Annotated in this window: 14 protein-coding genes; 9 read left to right on the forward strand and 5 right to left on the reverse strand. The window is 63.1% G+C overall.

Annotated elements, in window-relative coordinates; all coding sequences use genetic code 11:
* The first annotated feature begins 67 nt into the window (after positions 1-67).
* Positions 68-556 carry a RidA family protein gene (locus AC0L2B_RS07505; RefSeq protein ID WP_473744788.1) on the forward strand — a complete coding sequence of 163 codons (489 nt, stop codon included), beginning with the start codon at positions 68-70 and terminating at the stop codon, positions 554-556.
* Positions 557-665: 109 nt separating this feature from the next.
* Positions 666-1,412 carry a haloacid dehalogenase type II gene (locus AC0L2B_RS07510; protein WP_473744789.1) on the forward strand — a complete coding sequence of 249 codons (747 nt, stop codon included), beginning with the start codon at positions 666-668 and terminating at the stop codon, positions 1,410-1,412.
* 40 nt (positions 1,413-1,452) lie between these two features.
* Here the strand turns inward: AC0L2B_RS07510 and AC0L2B_RS07515 are convergent, their stop codons facing one another.
* Complete coding sequence (locus tag AC0L2B_RS07515) at positions 1,453-1,902, reverse strand: DNA polymerase III subunit chi (protein ID WP_473744790.1); 450 nt, start codon at positions 1,900-1,902, stop codon at positions 1,453-1,455.
* 19 nt (positions 1,903-1,921) lie between these two features.
* Positions 1,922-3,433 carry a leucyl aminopeptidase gene (locus tag AC0L2B_RS07520; RefSeq protein WP_473744791.1) on the reverse strand — a complete coding sequence of 504 codons (1,512 nt, stop codon included), beginning with the start codon at positions 3,431-3,433 and terminating at the stop codon, positions 1,922-1,924.
* Positions 3,434-3,677: 244 nt separating this feature from the next.
* Between AC0L2B_RS07520 and AC0L2B_RS07525 the strand changes: the two genes are divergently transcribed.
* The 7 genes from AC0L2B_RS07525 to rsmA all read left to right on the forward strand — a co-directional run bounded on the left by AC0L2B_RS07525 (position 3,678) and on the right by rsmA (position 11,749).
* A complete protein-coding gene (locus AC0L2B_RS07525; RefSeq protein WP_287073990.1) occupies positions 3,678-3,992 on the forward strand; it encodes a hypothetical protein in 315 nt (104 codons plus the stop codon).
* Positions 3,989-5,191 carry an LPS export ABC transporter permease LptF gene (gene lptF / locus AC0L2B_RS07530; protein WP_473611141.1) on the forward strand — a complete coding sequence of 401 codons (1,203 nt, stop codon included), beginning with the start codon at positions 3,989-3,991 and terminating at the stop codon, positions 5,189-5,191. Before AC0L2B_RS07525 ends, lptF begins: the two co-directional genes overlap by 4 nt.
* Before the next feature lie 33 nt (positions 5,192-5,224).
* Entirely contained in the window at positions 5,225-6,307 is a 1,083-nt protein-coding gene (gene lptG / locus AC0L2B_RS07535; RefSeq protein WP_023800697.1) for an LPS export ABC transporter permease LptG, read from the forward strand.
* Between the two features lie 128 nt (positions 6,308-6,435).
* Entirely contained in the window at positions 6,436-8,724 is a 2,289-nt protein-coding gene (locus tag AC0L2B_RS07540) for an LPS-assembly protein LptD (RefSeq protein WP_473744792.1), read from the forward strand.
* A gap of 205 nt (positions 8,725-8,929) precedes the next feature.
* Complete coding sequence (locus tag AC0L2B_RS07545) at positions 8,930-9,862, forward strand: SurA N-terminal domain-containing protein (protein WP_473744793.1); 933 nt, start codon at positions 8,930-8,932, stop codon at positions 9,860-9,862.
* Positions 9,859-10,887 (forward strand): 4-hydroxythreonine-4-phosphate dehydrogenase PdxA, encoded by a 1,029-nt coding sequence (pdxA, locus tag AC0L2B_RS07550; protein ID WP_473744816.1) that lies wholly within the window; start codon positions 9,859-9,861, stop codon positions 10,885-10,887. Before AC0L2B_RS07545 ends, pdxA begins: the two co-directional genes overlap by 4 nt.
* A 22-nt stretch (positions 10,888-10,909) precedes the next feature.
* The gene (gene rsmA, locus AC0L2B_RS07555; protein ID WP_128185603.1) at positions 10,910-11,749 is read left to right on the forward strand and encodes a 16S rRNA (adenine(1518)-N(6)/adenine(1519)-N(6))-dimethyltransferase RsmA; all 840 of its coding nucleotides are present in this window, start codon (positions 10,910-10,912) and stop codon (positions 11,747-11,749) included.
* Positions 11,750-11,761: 12 nt separating this feature from the next.
* Here the strand turns inward: rsmA and gmk are convergent, their stop codons facing one another.
* From gmk to mltG, 3 genes are all read right to left on the reverse strand, one after another.
* Positions 11,762-12,436 carry a guanylate kinase gene (gene gmk / locus AC0L2B_RS07560; RefSeq protein ID WP_027152668.1) on the reverse strand — a complete coding sequence of 225 codons (675 nt, stop codon included), beginning with the start codon at positions 12,434-12,436 and terminating at the stop codon, positions 11,762-11,764.
* 5 nt (positions 12,437-12,441) lie between these two features.
* On the reverse strand, positions 12,442-13,332 hold the full coding sequence (locus AC0L2B_RS07565; RefSeq protein WP_473744794.1) for a YicC/YloC family endoribonuclease: 891 nt from the start codon (positions 13,330-13,332) through the stop codon (positions 12,442-12,444).
* Positions 13,333-13,512: 180 nt separating this feature from the next.
* Entirely contained in the window at positions 13,513-14,751 is a 1,239-nt protein-coding gene (gene mltG / locus AC0L2B_RS07570; protein ID WP_473744795.1) for an endolytic transglycosylase MltG, read from the reverse strand.
* Positions 14,752-14,806 lie beyond the last annotated feature (55 nt).

Below are 14,806 nucleotides of genomic sequence, written 5' to 3' on the forward strand. Positions count from 1 at the left end.
GGCGATACGGTTAAAGTTCAATAATGCCGGCCGCGAGGCACGTTGCTCGCATAGCCAAGAGAAAATCATGTCACGCGCAATCAAGCATCTGCTTATCGAAGGGCTAATCATCATGACCATGGGAGTTCCCACTGCCACGACAGCCAATGAGAAGGATCTCAAGCTGACCATCGTCAATCCACAAAACCTCTACGACCCGTCGCCAAATGGCTACAGCACGGCAGTGATCACGCCGCGCGGAGCCCGGGTGGCCTACATTTCCGGACAGGGCGGCCAAGACAGCACGGGAGCCTTGTCGCCCGACTTCGCTGTCCAGGTTGAGCAGGCCTACACAAATTTGCGCACCGCCCTCGAGGCGCTCGGTGCGAGGCCGGATCAGGTCGCCAAGCTCACCGTCTTCGTGGTCGATCACGATATGTCCAAGCTCGAGGTGTTGACCAAGAACGTCAAAAAAATGTTCGGTGAAGCGCTGCCGGCGCAGACCCTGATTCCCGTCCCCAAGCTTGCAATTGACCCCATGCTCTTCGAGGTGGAGGCCGTCGTCATTCTGGAATAGTGGTGCAGCTCGCCTTTCGCAATTGTCCAGAGCTTCGCGGAATTACGAATTACGGATCGCGGTAGGGACGCTCAGCAGGGAAAACGAGGCAGGCGACGAAGGAAAAATAGTGGGGATCGAGGAGCCGAATGTGATGGCATTGGATGGCGTACGTGCGTTGGTATTCGACGTGTTCGGCACTGTCGTCGATTGGCGCAGCGGCGTGGCGCGCGATGCTGAGTGGTTCCTGAAGCGGCATGGAGCAGGATCCGCTATCCCTACCGCTTTCGCGGATGCGTGGCGTCGCCGTTACTCTCCAGCGATGGAGGAGGTGCGCAGCGGCCGGCGGCCCTTTACACGGCTCGACGTGCTGCATCGGGAGAATCTGGAAGCCATTTTGCAAGAATTCGGGATCGACCCGGCTTCGGTGCCGGCGTCCGAGCTGGACGAACTGAACCTGGCATGGCACCGATTGGAGCCATGGCCGGACGTGGTGGCCGGCCTTACACGGCTCAAGGCCCGCTATATCATCGCGCCGCTCTCGAACGGCAACATCGCCCTCATGCTCAACATGGCGAAGCGCAGTCGCATCCCCTGGGATGCGATCCTCGGCGCCGAAGTCGTGCAAGCCTACAAGCCTGCGCCGGAAGCCTATCTTCGCACCGCTGACGTCCTGTCAATGAAGCCGGATGAGATTTGTCTTGTGGCCGCCCACAATGGCGACCTTGCAGCGGCTCGGGCATGCGGATTGCGAACAGCCTTTGTCCCGCGTCCGACCGAGCACGGGGTGGCGCAGACCACGGATCTGCATCCTGATCAAGCCTGGGACCTGGTGGCCAGCGACTTCATTGACTTGGCTGAACGACTTCAGTTGTAGCAACCCCAGGTTGCCGATCGCCCCAGGGCGGCGGGCTTTACTACGCCTTGCGTTCCCAGCGCCGGTCTGAGGTCTGCTGCCAGTAGGTGACTGCGTGGCCGGCTTCCTTCATCGTCTTCCAGTGCGTGCGCGCCGCCTCGAGCTGGGCCGCATCGTGGCCGTCGAACAGGAACACGGCGCGCTCATAACCGGCAAGCTTCGGCGGCACCGCGCCGTCAACCAGGAAGCGTATCTGCGCCTCGTTCGGATTGTCATGGCTGGTTGTCAAAAGGATCGGCTGCTCGGCCAGATAGGATTCGCGGTCCGTCGCATGCGCCAGGAAGGAATCGTCCCTGAAGGTCCAAAGATGCTGGTCCAGCGCGTCGCGCCGTTCTTCGGAGCCGGTCTGTACCACGGCGCGCCAACCGCGATCGACACTGCGCTCGAGCAGGCCGGGCAACGCATCGTCCAGAGTCGATTCGGTCAGGTGGTAGAACAGGACGTCGGCCATGATCGCGCCTTGAAAGGCCTCACTCCTCGTAGTTGTCGCGAACCAGCCGGTCGAGCAGCCTGACGCCGAAGCCGGAGGCCCATGACTGGTTGATCTCGCTGGACGGCGCGCCCATCGCGGTGCCGGCGATGTCGAGATGCGCCCAGGGTGTATCCCTGACGAAGCGCTGCAGGAACTGCGCCGCGATGATGGCGCCGCCATAGCGGCCGCCGATGTTCTTCATGTCGGCATTTTTCGAATCGATCAGCTTGTCGTATTCGGTGCCGAGCGGCATCCGCCACACGCGTTCCTGCGTCGCCTGCCCGGCGCTCGTCAGCCTGTTCGCCAATTCGTCATTGTTGGAGAACAGCCCGGCATAGTGCTGGCCGAGCGCGACCATGGTGGCGCCGGTCAGCGTCGCCAGATTGACCATGAATTTCGGCTGGAAGCGATCGCTGCAGTACCACAGCGCATCGGCCAGAACGAGGCGGCCTTCGGCGTCGGTGTTGAGCACCTCGATGGTCTGGCCCGACATCGAAGTGACGATGTCGCCGGGGCGCTGCGCATGGCCGTCGACGGCATTTTCCACCAGCCCGATGATGCCGACGACATTGGCCTTGGCCTTGCGCGCGGCCAGCGCGTGCATCAGCCCGGTCACCGCGGCCGCGCCGCCCATGTCGCCCTTCATGTCCTCCATGCCGGAGGCCGTCTTTATCGAATTGCCGCCGGTGTCGAAAGTGACGCCTTTGCCGACGAAAGCAATCGGGCTGTCCTTGGCCTTGCCGCCGTTCCATCGCATGACGGCCAGGCGCGCGCCACGCGGCGAGCCTTGTGCGACGCCGAGCAGCGCGCCCATGCCGAGCTTCTTCATCTCCTTCTCGACCAGGATCTCGACCGCGACGCCGAGCGCCTCCAGTTCGTTGACGCGGGCGGCGAATTCCACCGGCCCCAGTATATTGGCCGGTTCGTTGACCAGATCGCGCGCCAGGAGCACCCCGTCGATCACCGCCACCTCGTCGGCGAAGGCCTTTTTCGCCGCCGCCGGATCGGCGGTGTGGATGGTCACCTTAACCGGCTTTTTGGGCTCGGCCTTGTTGCCGTCGCGCTGGCCGTCGCCATTGTCCTTTTTCGTCTTGTACTTGTCGAAAGCATAGCTGCGCAGAAGAATGCCCGCGGCAAGCTGTGCCGCTTGCCTGCCGCCGACGTCAGCACCCGGCAAATCGAGCATGACCGCCACCTCCGTCGCCTTGCGCAAGGATGCAGCGATGGTGCCGCCAAGCTTGAGCCAGGCATAGTCGTCGAGCGCCGAGACCTTGCCGGCGCCGACCGCCACCAGCCGGTCGAGCGATGTGCCCTCCGGCGCCAGCACTTCGACCAGGCCGGCGAACTTGCCGGAAAAGTCGGCCACCGGAAACGCCCGCTCCAGGGTCTTTGCCGGATCGCAAGCCTTTGCCGCGTCGCCGAGACCGCCATCGTTGGCCGCCAGCATGAAGACGCTGCCTTTTTTGGGCGCTGCGAACCTGGCAAAGGCGATCGAAGGTCTCGAAGTCATCATGTCCTGCTTTCGGGAAAGGCGTTGGGTTTTCGGGGGAGTGCCTTGACGAACCAGATATTTGGCTGTTTCCGACCGGAAGCACCACCCCCATTTTCAATCATCGCCCCTGCCTGGCGATCTGCTGCGTATTGTGTTGGCGCCGATCACGACCGCACCGTGAAAAATCGATTCCTGGCCGGCTTTGCTGCGCAATTCTGTTACTTCTGCTTTCATGCCTGTACCTGTCGCAGCCGCGGCGGCCATGTCAGTGACCGGCGCGACATTTGGTCGTTTTCCGGCATTTGGCAAGACTTTGCCGGAATCCGATCCCATATGGCAGATGGAATCGATGGCGATTCGTCGCGGCACGGCCCCGCTTTACTGCCGCAACCTGTTGTTAACCATTGATGTTCGCCCTTTCTTATCCAATGCCGCCGACACTCCGGCCACCGGAAACAACGATGTGGGACGGGAACCAGATCGAACCGCCAACGGACCGGTTGTGCAGGCGTCGCCGGGCGACTACCTTGTCTGGAGGCATGATGCCGTTCGGCAAAATCGAGAAAAGCCTTCATGAAGGTCGTTGAACGCTACATCATGCGTCGTGCGTTGGCGGTCTTCCTCGCAGCGCTCATCTGGACGCTGGCGATCGTGTGGACGACGCAGGTGCTCGCCCGCATCGATCTCGTGACCGACAGCGGGCAGTCGGCGCTGACCTTCTTCGAGGTCGCTGCGCTGATCATTCCGTCGATCGTCCCGATCGTCGTGCCTTTCGCTCTGGTGGTCGCGGTCGCGCAGACACTGAGCGCGATGAATTCCGATTCTGAGCTTGCCGTCTTGAACGCCGCCGGCGCTTCGCGCTGGACCATCGTCACGCCGATCATGCTCCTGGCGCTGGCGGCCAGTGTTTTTTCGTTCGCCGTCGACAATGGCGTCGACCCCTATGCACGACAGAAAAACCGCGAGCTGGTGGCGTCGTCGCGCGCCGATCTTCTGTCGCTCATCATCCAGGAAGGCACCTTCCACAAGATCGACGACGGCCTGTTCCTGCAGATCGGCCAGCGGCTTCCGGACAACCGCCTTGGCGGCATTTTTGTCGCCGATTCACGCGAAGAAGGCGTCAACCTCATCTACTACGCCAAGAGCGGCGCCATCATCGAAAGCGGCGACGAGCGGGTGCTGATGATGAACGACGGCGTCATCCATCGCAAAACGCTGGCCGGCGATCTTTCGGTCATCCGGTTCACCTCCTATGCCTTCGACCTGTCGGCCTTCATGTCGGCCTCATCGGAGGTATTGCTGTTGCCGAAGGACCGGACGACACAGTACCTGCTCAATCCCAGTCCGAACGACAAGATGTTCCAGAAAAGGCCGAACAAGTACCTGGCCGAGGTCCACCAGCGTTTCTCCGAATGGTCCTATTCACTCGTTTTCGCGCTGATCGCGCTTGCGGTCGCGGGAGACGCGCGTTCCCATCGCGAGGCGCGCATTCATCCGCTGATCACGTCTATCGCAATCGCCCTTTTCGTGCGCTGGCTCGGTTTCTTTGCCGCTGGGAAGGCCGACAACATTCCGCAATACGCCTATATGGTCTACGGCGTTCCTATTGTGGCGTCCGCAGTCGCGACATGGTTCATCGTCTCCAACCGGACCATGGAATTGCCGGTCGCCTGGGCCGACTGGATGACGAATTTCGCCGGCCGCTTCGGTGACGGCTGGAGCGCCCTGAAGCTCCGCTTCGCCAGGCGCGGCGCTTCTGGCCAAGAGGCCGGCTGATGGGCTGGACACGCTAATGGGCTGGACACGCTAATGGGCTGGACTCTGGGCAGATACTTCTTCTTCCGCTACGTGACGATCACCATCTGGTTCTTCATCGGCCTCCTGGCGCTTGTGTTCCTGATCGACTTCACCGAGCTTTCCGGCCGCACGACCGGCTTGCCCGGTTTTACCTACGGCACGGCGTTTGCCATCTCAGGGTTGCGAATGCCGATGATCATGCTGCAGACGGTGCCGTTCGTCGGCCTGTTCTCGGCGATGGCAACGCTGGTCTCGCTTAATCGCAGGTATGAACTGGTCATCGCGCGTTCCGCCGGCGTATCCGCATGGCAATTTCTGCTGCCGTGCTGCATCGGGGCGCTGCTGTTCGGGGTGTTGTCGGTCGGCGTCATCAATCCGATCGCCGCCTATGCGTTTTCCTGGTCCGAAAAAATCGAAACCCAGCTCCGCTCCGGCAAGTCGAACACCGTCTCGGCTGACGCCGAGCCCTGGATCCGGCAGAAAACCAGTTCCGGCGATACTATCATCGGCGCGCGCGCCATCCTCAATCAGGGCCTGGAGATGGCCGACGCCGCCTTCTTCGTCCTCAACCCGCAAGGCGACATCGTCGAACGCAAGGACGCGGCGCACGCCTATTTGCGGGATGGTTACTGGGAACTGCAGGACGTCAAGGTGTTCCGGGACGGCAACATCCAATCGGTGGCAACCGACCGCATACCGACCGATCTCAAGCCCGAGTTCGTGCAAGAGCGGCTGGCGCGCCCGGAAACCATCCCCTTCTACGATCTGCCCGGGAAGATCGAGGTTGCCCGCTCCTTCGGCCTCAAGGCAAATGCCTTTGCCATGCAATTTGATTCACTGGTAGCGCTGCCGTTCCTTCTCGTCGCCATGACTTTGATCGCCGCAACGGTGTCGATGCGATTTGCGAGGATGGGACAATCCGCGACGATGATTCTGGGTGGCGTCCTGGCCGGGTTTCTGCTTTATGTCGTGACAGTGCTGGTCAAGGCATTCGGCGTGGCGGGATTCGTACCCACAGTCGTCGCTGCATGGGTTCCGGTTGTCGTGGCTATGTTCTTCGGGGTGACTTTCTTGCTGTACAAGGAAGACGGCTAGTGAGGGGGGCGGTTTTGCGCATCCATAGGCAGGCCGATTCGGCGCGCCTCTATGGGGCGAGCGCCTTGGCGTGCCTGCTCGCTTGCGTCGTTCCGAGTATCCCGGCTTTTGCCCAGGATATCAGCGGCATGGCAGCCGACGTTCCCACCGGTTCGCAAATGCTGCTGGCGGCAGATACGCTGGTCTATGACAATGACAACCAGACCGTAACGGCCGTCGGCGGCGTGCAGATCGATTATGGCGGCAACCGCCTCGTCGCCCAGCGGGTGGAATACAATCGCAACACCAAGCGGCTCGTCGCCAGCGGCAATGTCGAGGTCATCAACAGCGACGGCACCAAGATCTATTCGCAGCATGTCGACATCACCGACGATTTCGCCGACGGCTTCGTCAACGCGCTGCGTGTCGAAACCGTCGACAAGACCTATTTCGCCGCCGAAAGCGCGGAACGCATGGGCGGCGTGCTGACGACGTTCCACAACGGCGTCTACACGGCCTGCGAGCCGTGCGAGGACAAGCCGGACAAAGCGCCGACCTGGCGCATCAAGGCCAGAAAGATCATCTGGAACGGCGAAAAGAAGACGGTTCGCTTCGAGAATTCGGATTTCGAGTTCTTCGGCTTTCCGCTCGCCTATCTGCCGGCCTTCGAGATTGCCGACCCGACCGTCAAGCGCAAGAGCGGCTTCCTGATCCCCAGCATCGCTTACAAGAGCGACCTCGGCCTCGGCGTCAAAGTCCCCTATTATTTCGCGCTCTCACCAACCTACGACCTCACCGTCACCGGCAGCGGCTATACCAAGCAGGGCTTTCTCGGCGAAGCCGAGTGGCGCCAGCGCTTCAACAACGGCCAATACAGTCTGAAGATCGCCGGCATCCGGCAAGAGGATCCCGACGAGTTCATCGACGACGACGGGCACAATGTCGATTCGGGTGCGGCCGGCGACCCGAACGAGTTCCGCGGCATGATGGGCACCAAGGGCCAGTTCGCTATCAATCCGCGCTGGGACTTCGGCTGGGATGTCCTGCTGCAGACCGACAAGAACTTCTCACGCACCTACGCCATCGAAGACTTCGGCGACAGCGTGCATCGCTCCTCGATCTACCTGACCGGCCTCAACGGCCGCAACTATTTCGACGTGCGCGCCATGCGCTTTGTGGTCCAGGAAGAGGCACTCCCTGACGATCCGACCGCGCGCGCCGGCAAACAGCCCTGGGTGCTGCCCTCGCTCGACTACGCCTACATCCCCGACATGGCGGTGGGCGGCGGGCAGCTGTCGCTCAATGTCAACGCGCAGGCTATCAGCCGCGACAGGCTGGATAGGGCCCTTGCCGATCCGAACAACGCTGCGTCCGTCACCAGTGTACGCGGCATCGAGGGCCAGTCGGGCCGTCTCACTGCCGAAGCGGAATGGAAGCGCACCTTCACCACCGATGGCGGGCTGCTGCTGACGCCCCTTTTGGCGCTGCGCGGCGACGCCGGCTATGTCAACGCCTCTTCGGGATCGCTCAATGCCATCAATCAGATGGCGTCTAACCTCGGCGTCGACGACGATACGCGATCGTCGCTCGCCCGCTTCATGGCAACCGCCGGACTGGAAATGCGCTGGCCGGTGCTGTTCTCGTCGACCAGTTCCAGTCACATCTTCGAGCCGATGGCGCAGGTGTTCGTGCGTCCGAACGAGCAATATGTCGGCGGCCTCGCCGTTCCCAACGAGGACGCGCAGAGCTTCGTCTTTGATGCCACGACATTGTTCGAGCGCGACAAGTTCTCCGGTTACGACCGCTTGGAAGGCGGCACGCGCGCCAATGTCGGGCTGCGCTATTCCGGCGCCTATGACAATGGCTGGAGCACCAACGCGCTATTCGGCCAATCCTACCAGCTTGACGGCCAGAACTCCTTCGACGCGCCGGACCTGGTCAACGTCGGCGAAGATTCGGGCCTGGAGACCGCGAGCTCCGATTATGTCGGCCTTGTCGGCTTCAACAGCCCCGGCGGGCTTTCCGGCTCGGTCAGCGGCCGCTTCGACGAGCAGAGCTTCGAGATTCGCCGCGCCGAGGTGAAGGCAGCCTATTCCGGCCTGCCGATTTCGTTCAGCGCCAAATACGCCTTCATCCAGGCTCAGCCGCTCTATGGTTTTACGACCGATCGTCACGAGGTCACGCTCGGCGCCTCGGCGCAACTTGCCGAGAACTGGCGTGTCTTCGGTACCGGCACCTACGATCTCGAGCAAAGCGTCCTGGTCAAGGACGGGGTCGGCTTTGCCTATAGTGATGATTGCTTCACCTACTTGATGACATTCTCGGAATCCCGCGACCTGAGCAGCAAGGAAGTGTCGCAGAATATCGGTTTCAACCTGTCGTTTCGCACGCTCGGCGATTTCGGCTCGACGCAAAGCTCCTTCAACACTGTCCAGTAGCAGACCACTGGCCAATAACGGACGGGCGGAACGGGCGGCCGGCCAACGCACCAGCCCGAAAAATTCAAAGTGTCTTGAGCATACGTCGTGCGTCAAAGTGGACGCACATCGCAGCTAACGACATCGTTTCGCCGCATAGGGCAGGCACGGGTTCCAGTTCCCTCAAAATGCGATAAAATTGGGCCGCAACCGAGATAGGATTGGGATGCTTTCGATGAGGAAATACCTCTTTTCGGCAGGGTTCGCGCTGCTGGTGGCGGCGACCTCAGCCTCGATCACCATGATGACGCCGCCGGCTTTCGCCAGCCAGATCAAATACGTCGTCAACAACGTACCGATCACCACTGGCGACATCCAGCATCGGGCTGCCTTCCTGCGCCTGCAGCGCAAGAAGGGCAATGCCGCCGAGGAAATGATCGAGCAGACGCTGCGCGTCGCCGAAGCCAAGCGTCTCGGCATCCGCATCAGCGACGCCCAGGTCGAGGCTGCCTATCAGCGTTTTGCCACGACCAACAAGATGCAGCTCAAGCAACTCGATGGCGTCATGGCGCAATCCGGCGTCGGCAAGGAGCATTTCAAGGAGTTCATCCGCTCCCAGATGGCCTGGAACCAGGCGCTGACCGCGCGCCATCGCTCAGAGAGCGGCGGCTCCGTGAGTGAGCAGGACGCAGTCAGGCGCATGCTCGACAAGGGCGGCAACAAGCCGACCGCCATGGAGTACATGCTGCAGCAGGTCATTTTCGTCGTACCGGCGGCCGAGCGCAGCGCGACGCTGTCCAAGCGCAAGCGCGAGGCCGACGCCATGCGCGCCCGCTTCAACGGCTGCAACACCTCGCGCGAATTCGCCAAGGGCCTGATCGACGTCACCGTTCGCGATCTCGGCCGGATACTGGCGCCGCAATTGCCGCCGGACTGGGCCGACCAGATCAAGGCCACCAAGGTCGGCGGCGCCACCCCCACGCGCGAAACAGACCGTGGCGTCGAGTTCATCGGCATCTGCTCGTCGCGCGAAGTGTCCGACGACAAGGCCGCCCAGATGGTGTTCCAGAGCGAAGGCTCGAGTGGCAAGGGCGCCGACGAACTCTCCACGAAATATGTCGAGGAGTTGCGGAAGAAAGCCCGCATCGTCGAGCGCTGAAGCCGCCAGAGGCAGCGCTGGCGCTGAGCGCCGGCGATCCATCCGGCGTCGGGCCGGAAATCGCCATTGCCGCCTGGCAGGCGCGTGACAGCGCTGGTGTGCCGCCCTTCTACCTTATAGCCGATCCGGCGCTGATTGCCGCACGGGCGCGCCTGCTCGGCGCCGATGTGCCAATCACGGAGACAGTGCCAGCCGAAGCGGAGCGCGTCTTTGAGCGCGCCCTGCCAGTCCTGCCGCTTGCCGCCCGCTTCGTCGACGACCCCGGCCGGCCGGACCCGGCCAACGCCGCCGGCATCATCGAGGCCATCGACCGCGCTGTTGACGACTGCCTTGGCGGTCGCGCGGCGGCGGTCGTTACGTGCCCGATCGCCAAGAAGCCGCTCTACGATGCCGGCTTCCGTTTTCCCGGTCACACTGAGTATCTGGCGCATCTGGCGACGCTCTACACCGGCGCACAAGCAATGCCGGTGATGATGCTTGCCGGTCCCGAGTTGCGCACGGTTCCGGTCACCATCCACATTGCGCTGCGCGAGGTGCCGGAAGCGCTGACGACGGAATTGATCGTCGCGACCGCCCGCATCACCGCCGCCGACCTCGAATACCGCTTCGGCATTGCCAAGCCGCGGCTTGCCGTTGCCGGCCTCAATCCGCATGCCGGCGAAGGCGGCGCGATGGGCGCCGAGGACGAGCGCATCATCCGCCCGGCGATCGAAAGGCTGAGGGCGGAGGGCATCGACGCTTTCGGGCCGCTGCCGGCCGACACGCTGTTCCACGCCCGCGCCCGAGCCGGCTACGATGTGGCGCTGTGCATGTATCACGATCAGGCGCTGATCCCGGCCAAGGCACTGGCGTTCGACGAGGCGGTCAACGTTACGCTCGGCCTACCCTTCATCCGCACTCCACCGGATCACGGCACCGCTTTCGATATCGCCGGCAAGGGCATAGCCCGGACCGACAGCCTGATCGCGGCGCTCAGGCTCGCCCGCAGGCTTGCCGACATCGGGGCGAAGGCTGCCGCCGCATGAGGCTTTGCATGAGAGCGGTCGCATGAGCATCGACGGGCTGCCGCCGTTACGCGCGGTGATCGAACGCCATGGGTTGCAGGCAAAAAAGGCGCTCGGCCAGAATTTCCTGCTCGACCTCAACCTTACCGGCAAGGTCGCGCGTGCCGCCGGCGACCTGACCGACGCCACGGTAATCGAGGTCGGTCCGGGTCCAGGTGGCCTGACCCGGGCGCTGCTGTCCCACGGCGCGGCTCGGGTCATCGCCATCGAGCGCGACGAGCGCTGCCTGGCAGCGCTCGCGGAGGTGTCAGATCACTATCCGGGCCGTTTGGAAATCATTGCCGGCGACGCGTTGAAGACGGATTTTGCAGCGCTTGCCGAAGGCGCACATGGAGGCAATGGATCTGTGAGGATCGTCGCCAACCTGCCCTACAATATCGGCACCGAACTTTTGATACGCTGGCTGACCGTCGCCGAGTGGCCGCCCTTTTACGCATCGATGACGCTTATGTTCCAGCGCGAGGTGGCCGAGCGCATCGTCGCCCGCCCCGGCAGCGATGCCTATGGCCGGCTGGGCGTGCTGGCAGGCTGGCGGACGGAGGCAAAAATCGCTTTCGACGTGCCGCCGCAAGCCTTCACGCCGCCGCCCAAGGTGGTGTCGTCGGTGGTGCATCTGGTGCCGCGGGCAAATCCGCTGGCCGCCGAAGTCAAGAAGCTCGGCCGCGTTACCGAAGCGGCCTTCGGCCAGCGCCGCAAAATGCTGCGGCAGAGCGTCAAGAGCCTCGGCGGCGAAGCCCTGCTCACCCGCGCCGGCATCGATCCGACGCGGCGGGCGGAAACCTTGAGCGTCGAGGAATTCGTGCGACTGACCAACGCGGTGTGATTGCGCCGGCCCCTAGTCCGTCTTCTCGTCGAGCAGCCCCGAGACGAAATCGAACAGCCCGGGCCGGCGGTCGCGTCTGAGCCGCTCGGCGATGACTATGCCGCGTACCTCGGCGAAGGCACGGTCGAGATCGTCGTTGATGATGACGAAATCATATTCTTTCCAGTGCTCGATCTCGTTGCGAGCGTTCTTCAGACGCGTCTCGATCACCGATTCCTGGTCCTCGGCGCGGCGCTTCAGCCGCGCCTTCAACTCTTTCATCGAGGGCGGCAGGATGAAGATCGAGACGATGTCGGCGCGCATCTTCTCCTTGAGCTGCTGGGCGCCCTGCCAGTCGATGTCGAACAACATGTCGCGGCCCTGTGCCAGCGCCAGTTCGGCCGGCTCCCGCGGCGTGGCATAGCAATTGCCATGCACTTCGGCCCATTCAAGCAGTTCGTCCGAATCGCGCAGCCGCTCGAACTCACGCATAGTGCGGAAATGATAGTGGACGCCTTCGATCTCGCTGCCGCGGCGCGGCCGCGTGGTGACGGAGACCGACAGTTCGAGACTGGAATCGCTCTCCAGAAGATTGCGCGCGATCGTCGACTTGCCGGCGCCGGACGGCGACGACAGCACCAGCATCAAACCCCGCCGGCGAATGCGGGAACCCAAATCCCTGGCAACCATAGGCTCCTTGGCGACCATCAGGGTTACTCCAGATTCTGGACCTGTTCGCGAAACTGGTCGACGACCGCCTTCAGCTCCAGCCCTATGGCGGTGATCGCAGCGGCGTTCGACTTCGAACACAGCGTATTCGATTCGCGGTTGAATTCCTGCGCCAGAAAGTCGAGCTTGCGGCCGATGGCGCCGCCGCCTGCCAGCAGCACCCGGCCGGATGCCACATGTGTCTTCAGCCGGTCGATCTCCTCGCGGATGTCGGCCTTGGTGGCCAGGAACGCCGCTTCCATATGCAACCGACTGGCGTCGAGATTGGCGGAGGCATCCATCAGCAGCCGCACCTGCTCGGTAATCCGTTCGCGGATCACCGCCGGCTCGCGCGACGGATCGGCCTCGGCGCGCAGTGTCAGCGCTTCGATAGCGGCGATATGACCGGACAGCAGCGAGCGCAGGGCGGTGCCCTCGCCCTGGCGTGCCTGCTCCAGCCCGCCCAGCGCCACTTCGAGCGCCGAGAGTATCGCGCTGTCGAGCGCCGCCCGCGCCTCTTCGGTTTCGACGGTTTCGGGGATGTCGAGCACGCCGCGCAGCGAAAGCAGCCCGTCGGCTGTCGCAGGCGCTGCGCCGAACATCTCCTGCAGCCGCTTGGCCAGCTCCGCCAAATCTCTCAGGAAGGCCTCGTTGACCACTGGCTGCGCCTGCTGGCCGGCTGCGCGGCCGACGGTCAGCGTTGCCTGGAAATTGCCCCGCGCAAAGCGCTTCTGCACCGTCTGCCTGACGGCCGGCTCAAGCCGCTCGAGGCCTTGCGGCAGCCGCAGCCTGACCTCGACGCTCTTGCCGTTGACCGACTTGACCTCCCAGGCGATCGACGTGCCGTCATGTTCGGCGACGGCCCGTGCAAAACCGGTCATGCTCTGCAAATTCATGATGCCCTTGCTTCCCCCTGGCGCATGATCCCGGAAGCGGTTCCGGGCCAGATCGTGCGCGGCTTCAAAATCCGGAGCGCCTGTTCGCGTCGAATCGGACGCAGGGCGCTCCTGATGACAAAATCAGCACGTCCCCGGCCGTCAGACGAATCGGAGGGACGACTTCACAACCGTCCGGCGCTACTGCGCCGCCGCTCCGGCGTCGCCATCGCCGTCGTCAACCGGCGCGTCGGTCTGACCTTCCACCTTGGCGGCGTCGGCCTTGGCAGCACCGGCCTTGGCGGCTTCATCGGCCAGTTCCTTCTGCAGCGCCCGGTAGCGGGCGACGTTCTCGTTGTGCTCGGCCAGCGTCGGGGCAAAGACGTGACCGCCGGTGCCGTCGGCAACGAAATACAGGTCGTCGGTCTTCGACGGATTGGCGACGGCTTCCAGTGCCGCACGGCCAGGATTGGCGATCGGCGTCGGCGGCAAGCCGTTGATCAGATAAGTGTTGTAGGGCGTCGGCTTCTTGATGTCAGACTGATAAATCGGGCGGTCGGCGGGTTTGCCCTTGCCGCCGAACAGGCCGTAGATAATGGTCGGATCGGACTGCAGCCGCATGCCCTTGGCCAACCGGTTGAGGAAGACGGCAGCGACCCGCGAGCGTTCGTCGCCCTTGCCCGTCTCTTTCTCGACGATCGAAGCCAGGGTGACGAAGTCTTCGACACTGGCCAGAGGCAGATCGGAGGCGCGCCGCTGCCAGACTTCCTCGACAAGCTTCTTCTGGTCCGCCAAAAGCTTTTCGACCATCTGCTGGCGTGTCGCGCCGCGGGTGAAACGCAGCGTGTCGGTAGCAAGGCTGCCCTCGGGTGGAATGGTCCCCGGCATATCGCCATCGAGCGCTGCCTGATCGGCGATGCGCTGCAGCGCCTGCTCGACCGTCAGCCCCTCGGGGACGGTCAGCGAATACATCACCGACTTGCCGCTCTTCAGCAACTCCATGATGTCGCGCATCGAGGCCTGCGGCTTGATCTCGTATTCGCCGGCTTTCAGGGCGGAATCATTGCCAAAAGCGCGCACGCCAAGGCGGAAGATGCGCGCGTCGCTGATCAGTCCGCGCCGCTCGAGCTGCTCTGCAATCTCCTGGACGCCGGTGTTCGGCTTGACCAGGAAGGTGTCGGCATTGGCCGAAGGGCCGGGCTCGTTGAATTCCTGCTTGCCGAAATACAAGGCAAAGCCAGCCGCCAGAACCATCAGCATCACCAGGGAGATGACGAAGTTCATGAACACCACGAACTGGCTGCGCGAGGCGCGCGAGCGCTTGGGCGGCGGCGTGCCGGCTTCAGGCCGCAATGCCTCGCTGGCCGTTTTCGGCACGATCGGGCCCGACGGTGCGGACCGTTGCCCGAATTGCCCGTTGTCCGCCGAATTTGTGCTCATGGCGCCCTACCGTTTGACCTTGCAACGAATCCCCTTGGGCACAGTAGGGGCGAAT

The sequence above is a fragment of the Mesorhizobium sp. WSM4815 genome, from assembly GCF_055811575.1.

Bases quoted from the DNA above. Each gene is read 5' to 3' on its own strand.
- lptG (WP_023800697.1), top strand. From the start codon at position 5,225: ATGGGCTGGACTCTGGGCAGATACTTCTTCTTCCGCTACGTGACGATC.
- mltG (WP_473744795.1), bottom strand. From the start codon at position 14,751: ATGAGCACAAATTCGGCGGACAACGGGCAATTCGGGCAACGGTCCGCA.
- AC0L2B_RS07525 (WP_287073990.1), top strand. From the start codon at position 3,678: ATGTCAGTGACCGGCGCGACATTTGGTCGTTTTCCGGCATTTGGCAAG.
- AC0L2B_RS07515 (WP_473744790.1), bottom strand. From the start codon at position 1,902: ATGGCCGACGTCCTGTTCTACCACCTGACCGAATCGACTCTGGACGAT.
- rsmA (WP_128185603.1), top strand. From the start codon at position 10,910: ATGAGCATCGACGGGCTGCCGCCGTTACGCGCGGTGATCGAACGCCAT.
- AC0L2B_RS07540 (WP_473744792.1), top strand. From the start codon at position 6,436: ATGGCAGCCGACGTTCCCACCGGTTCGCAAATGCTGCTGGCGGCAGAT.
- AC0L2B_RS07565 (WP_473744794.1), bottom strand. From the start codon at position 13,332: ATGAATTTGCAGAGCATGACCGGTTTTGCACGGGCCGTCGCCGAACAT.
- AC0L2B_RS07505 (WP_473744788.1), top strand. From the start codon at position 68: ATGTCACGCGCAATCAAGCATCTGCTTATCGAAGGGCTAATCATCATG.
- gmk (WP_027152668.1), bottom strand. From the start codon at position 12,436: ATGGTCGCCAAGGAGCCTATGGTTGCCAGGGATTTGGGTTCCCGCATT.
- AC0L2B_RS07520 (WP_473744791.1), bottom strand. From the start codon at position 3,433: ATGACTTCGAGACCTTCGATCGCCTTTGCCAGGTTCGCAGCGCCCAAA.
- AC0L2B_RS07545 (WP_473744793.1), top strand. From the start codon at position 8,930: ATGCTTTCGATGAGGAAATACCTCTTTTCGGCAGGGTTCGCGCTGCTG.
- lptF (WP_473611141.1), top strand. From the start codon at position 3,989: ATGAAGGTCGTTGAACGCTACATCATGCGTCGTGCGTTGGCGGTCTTC.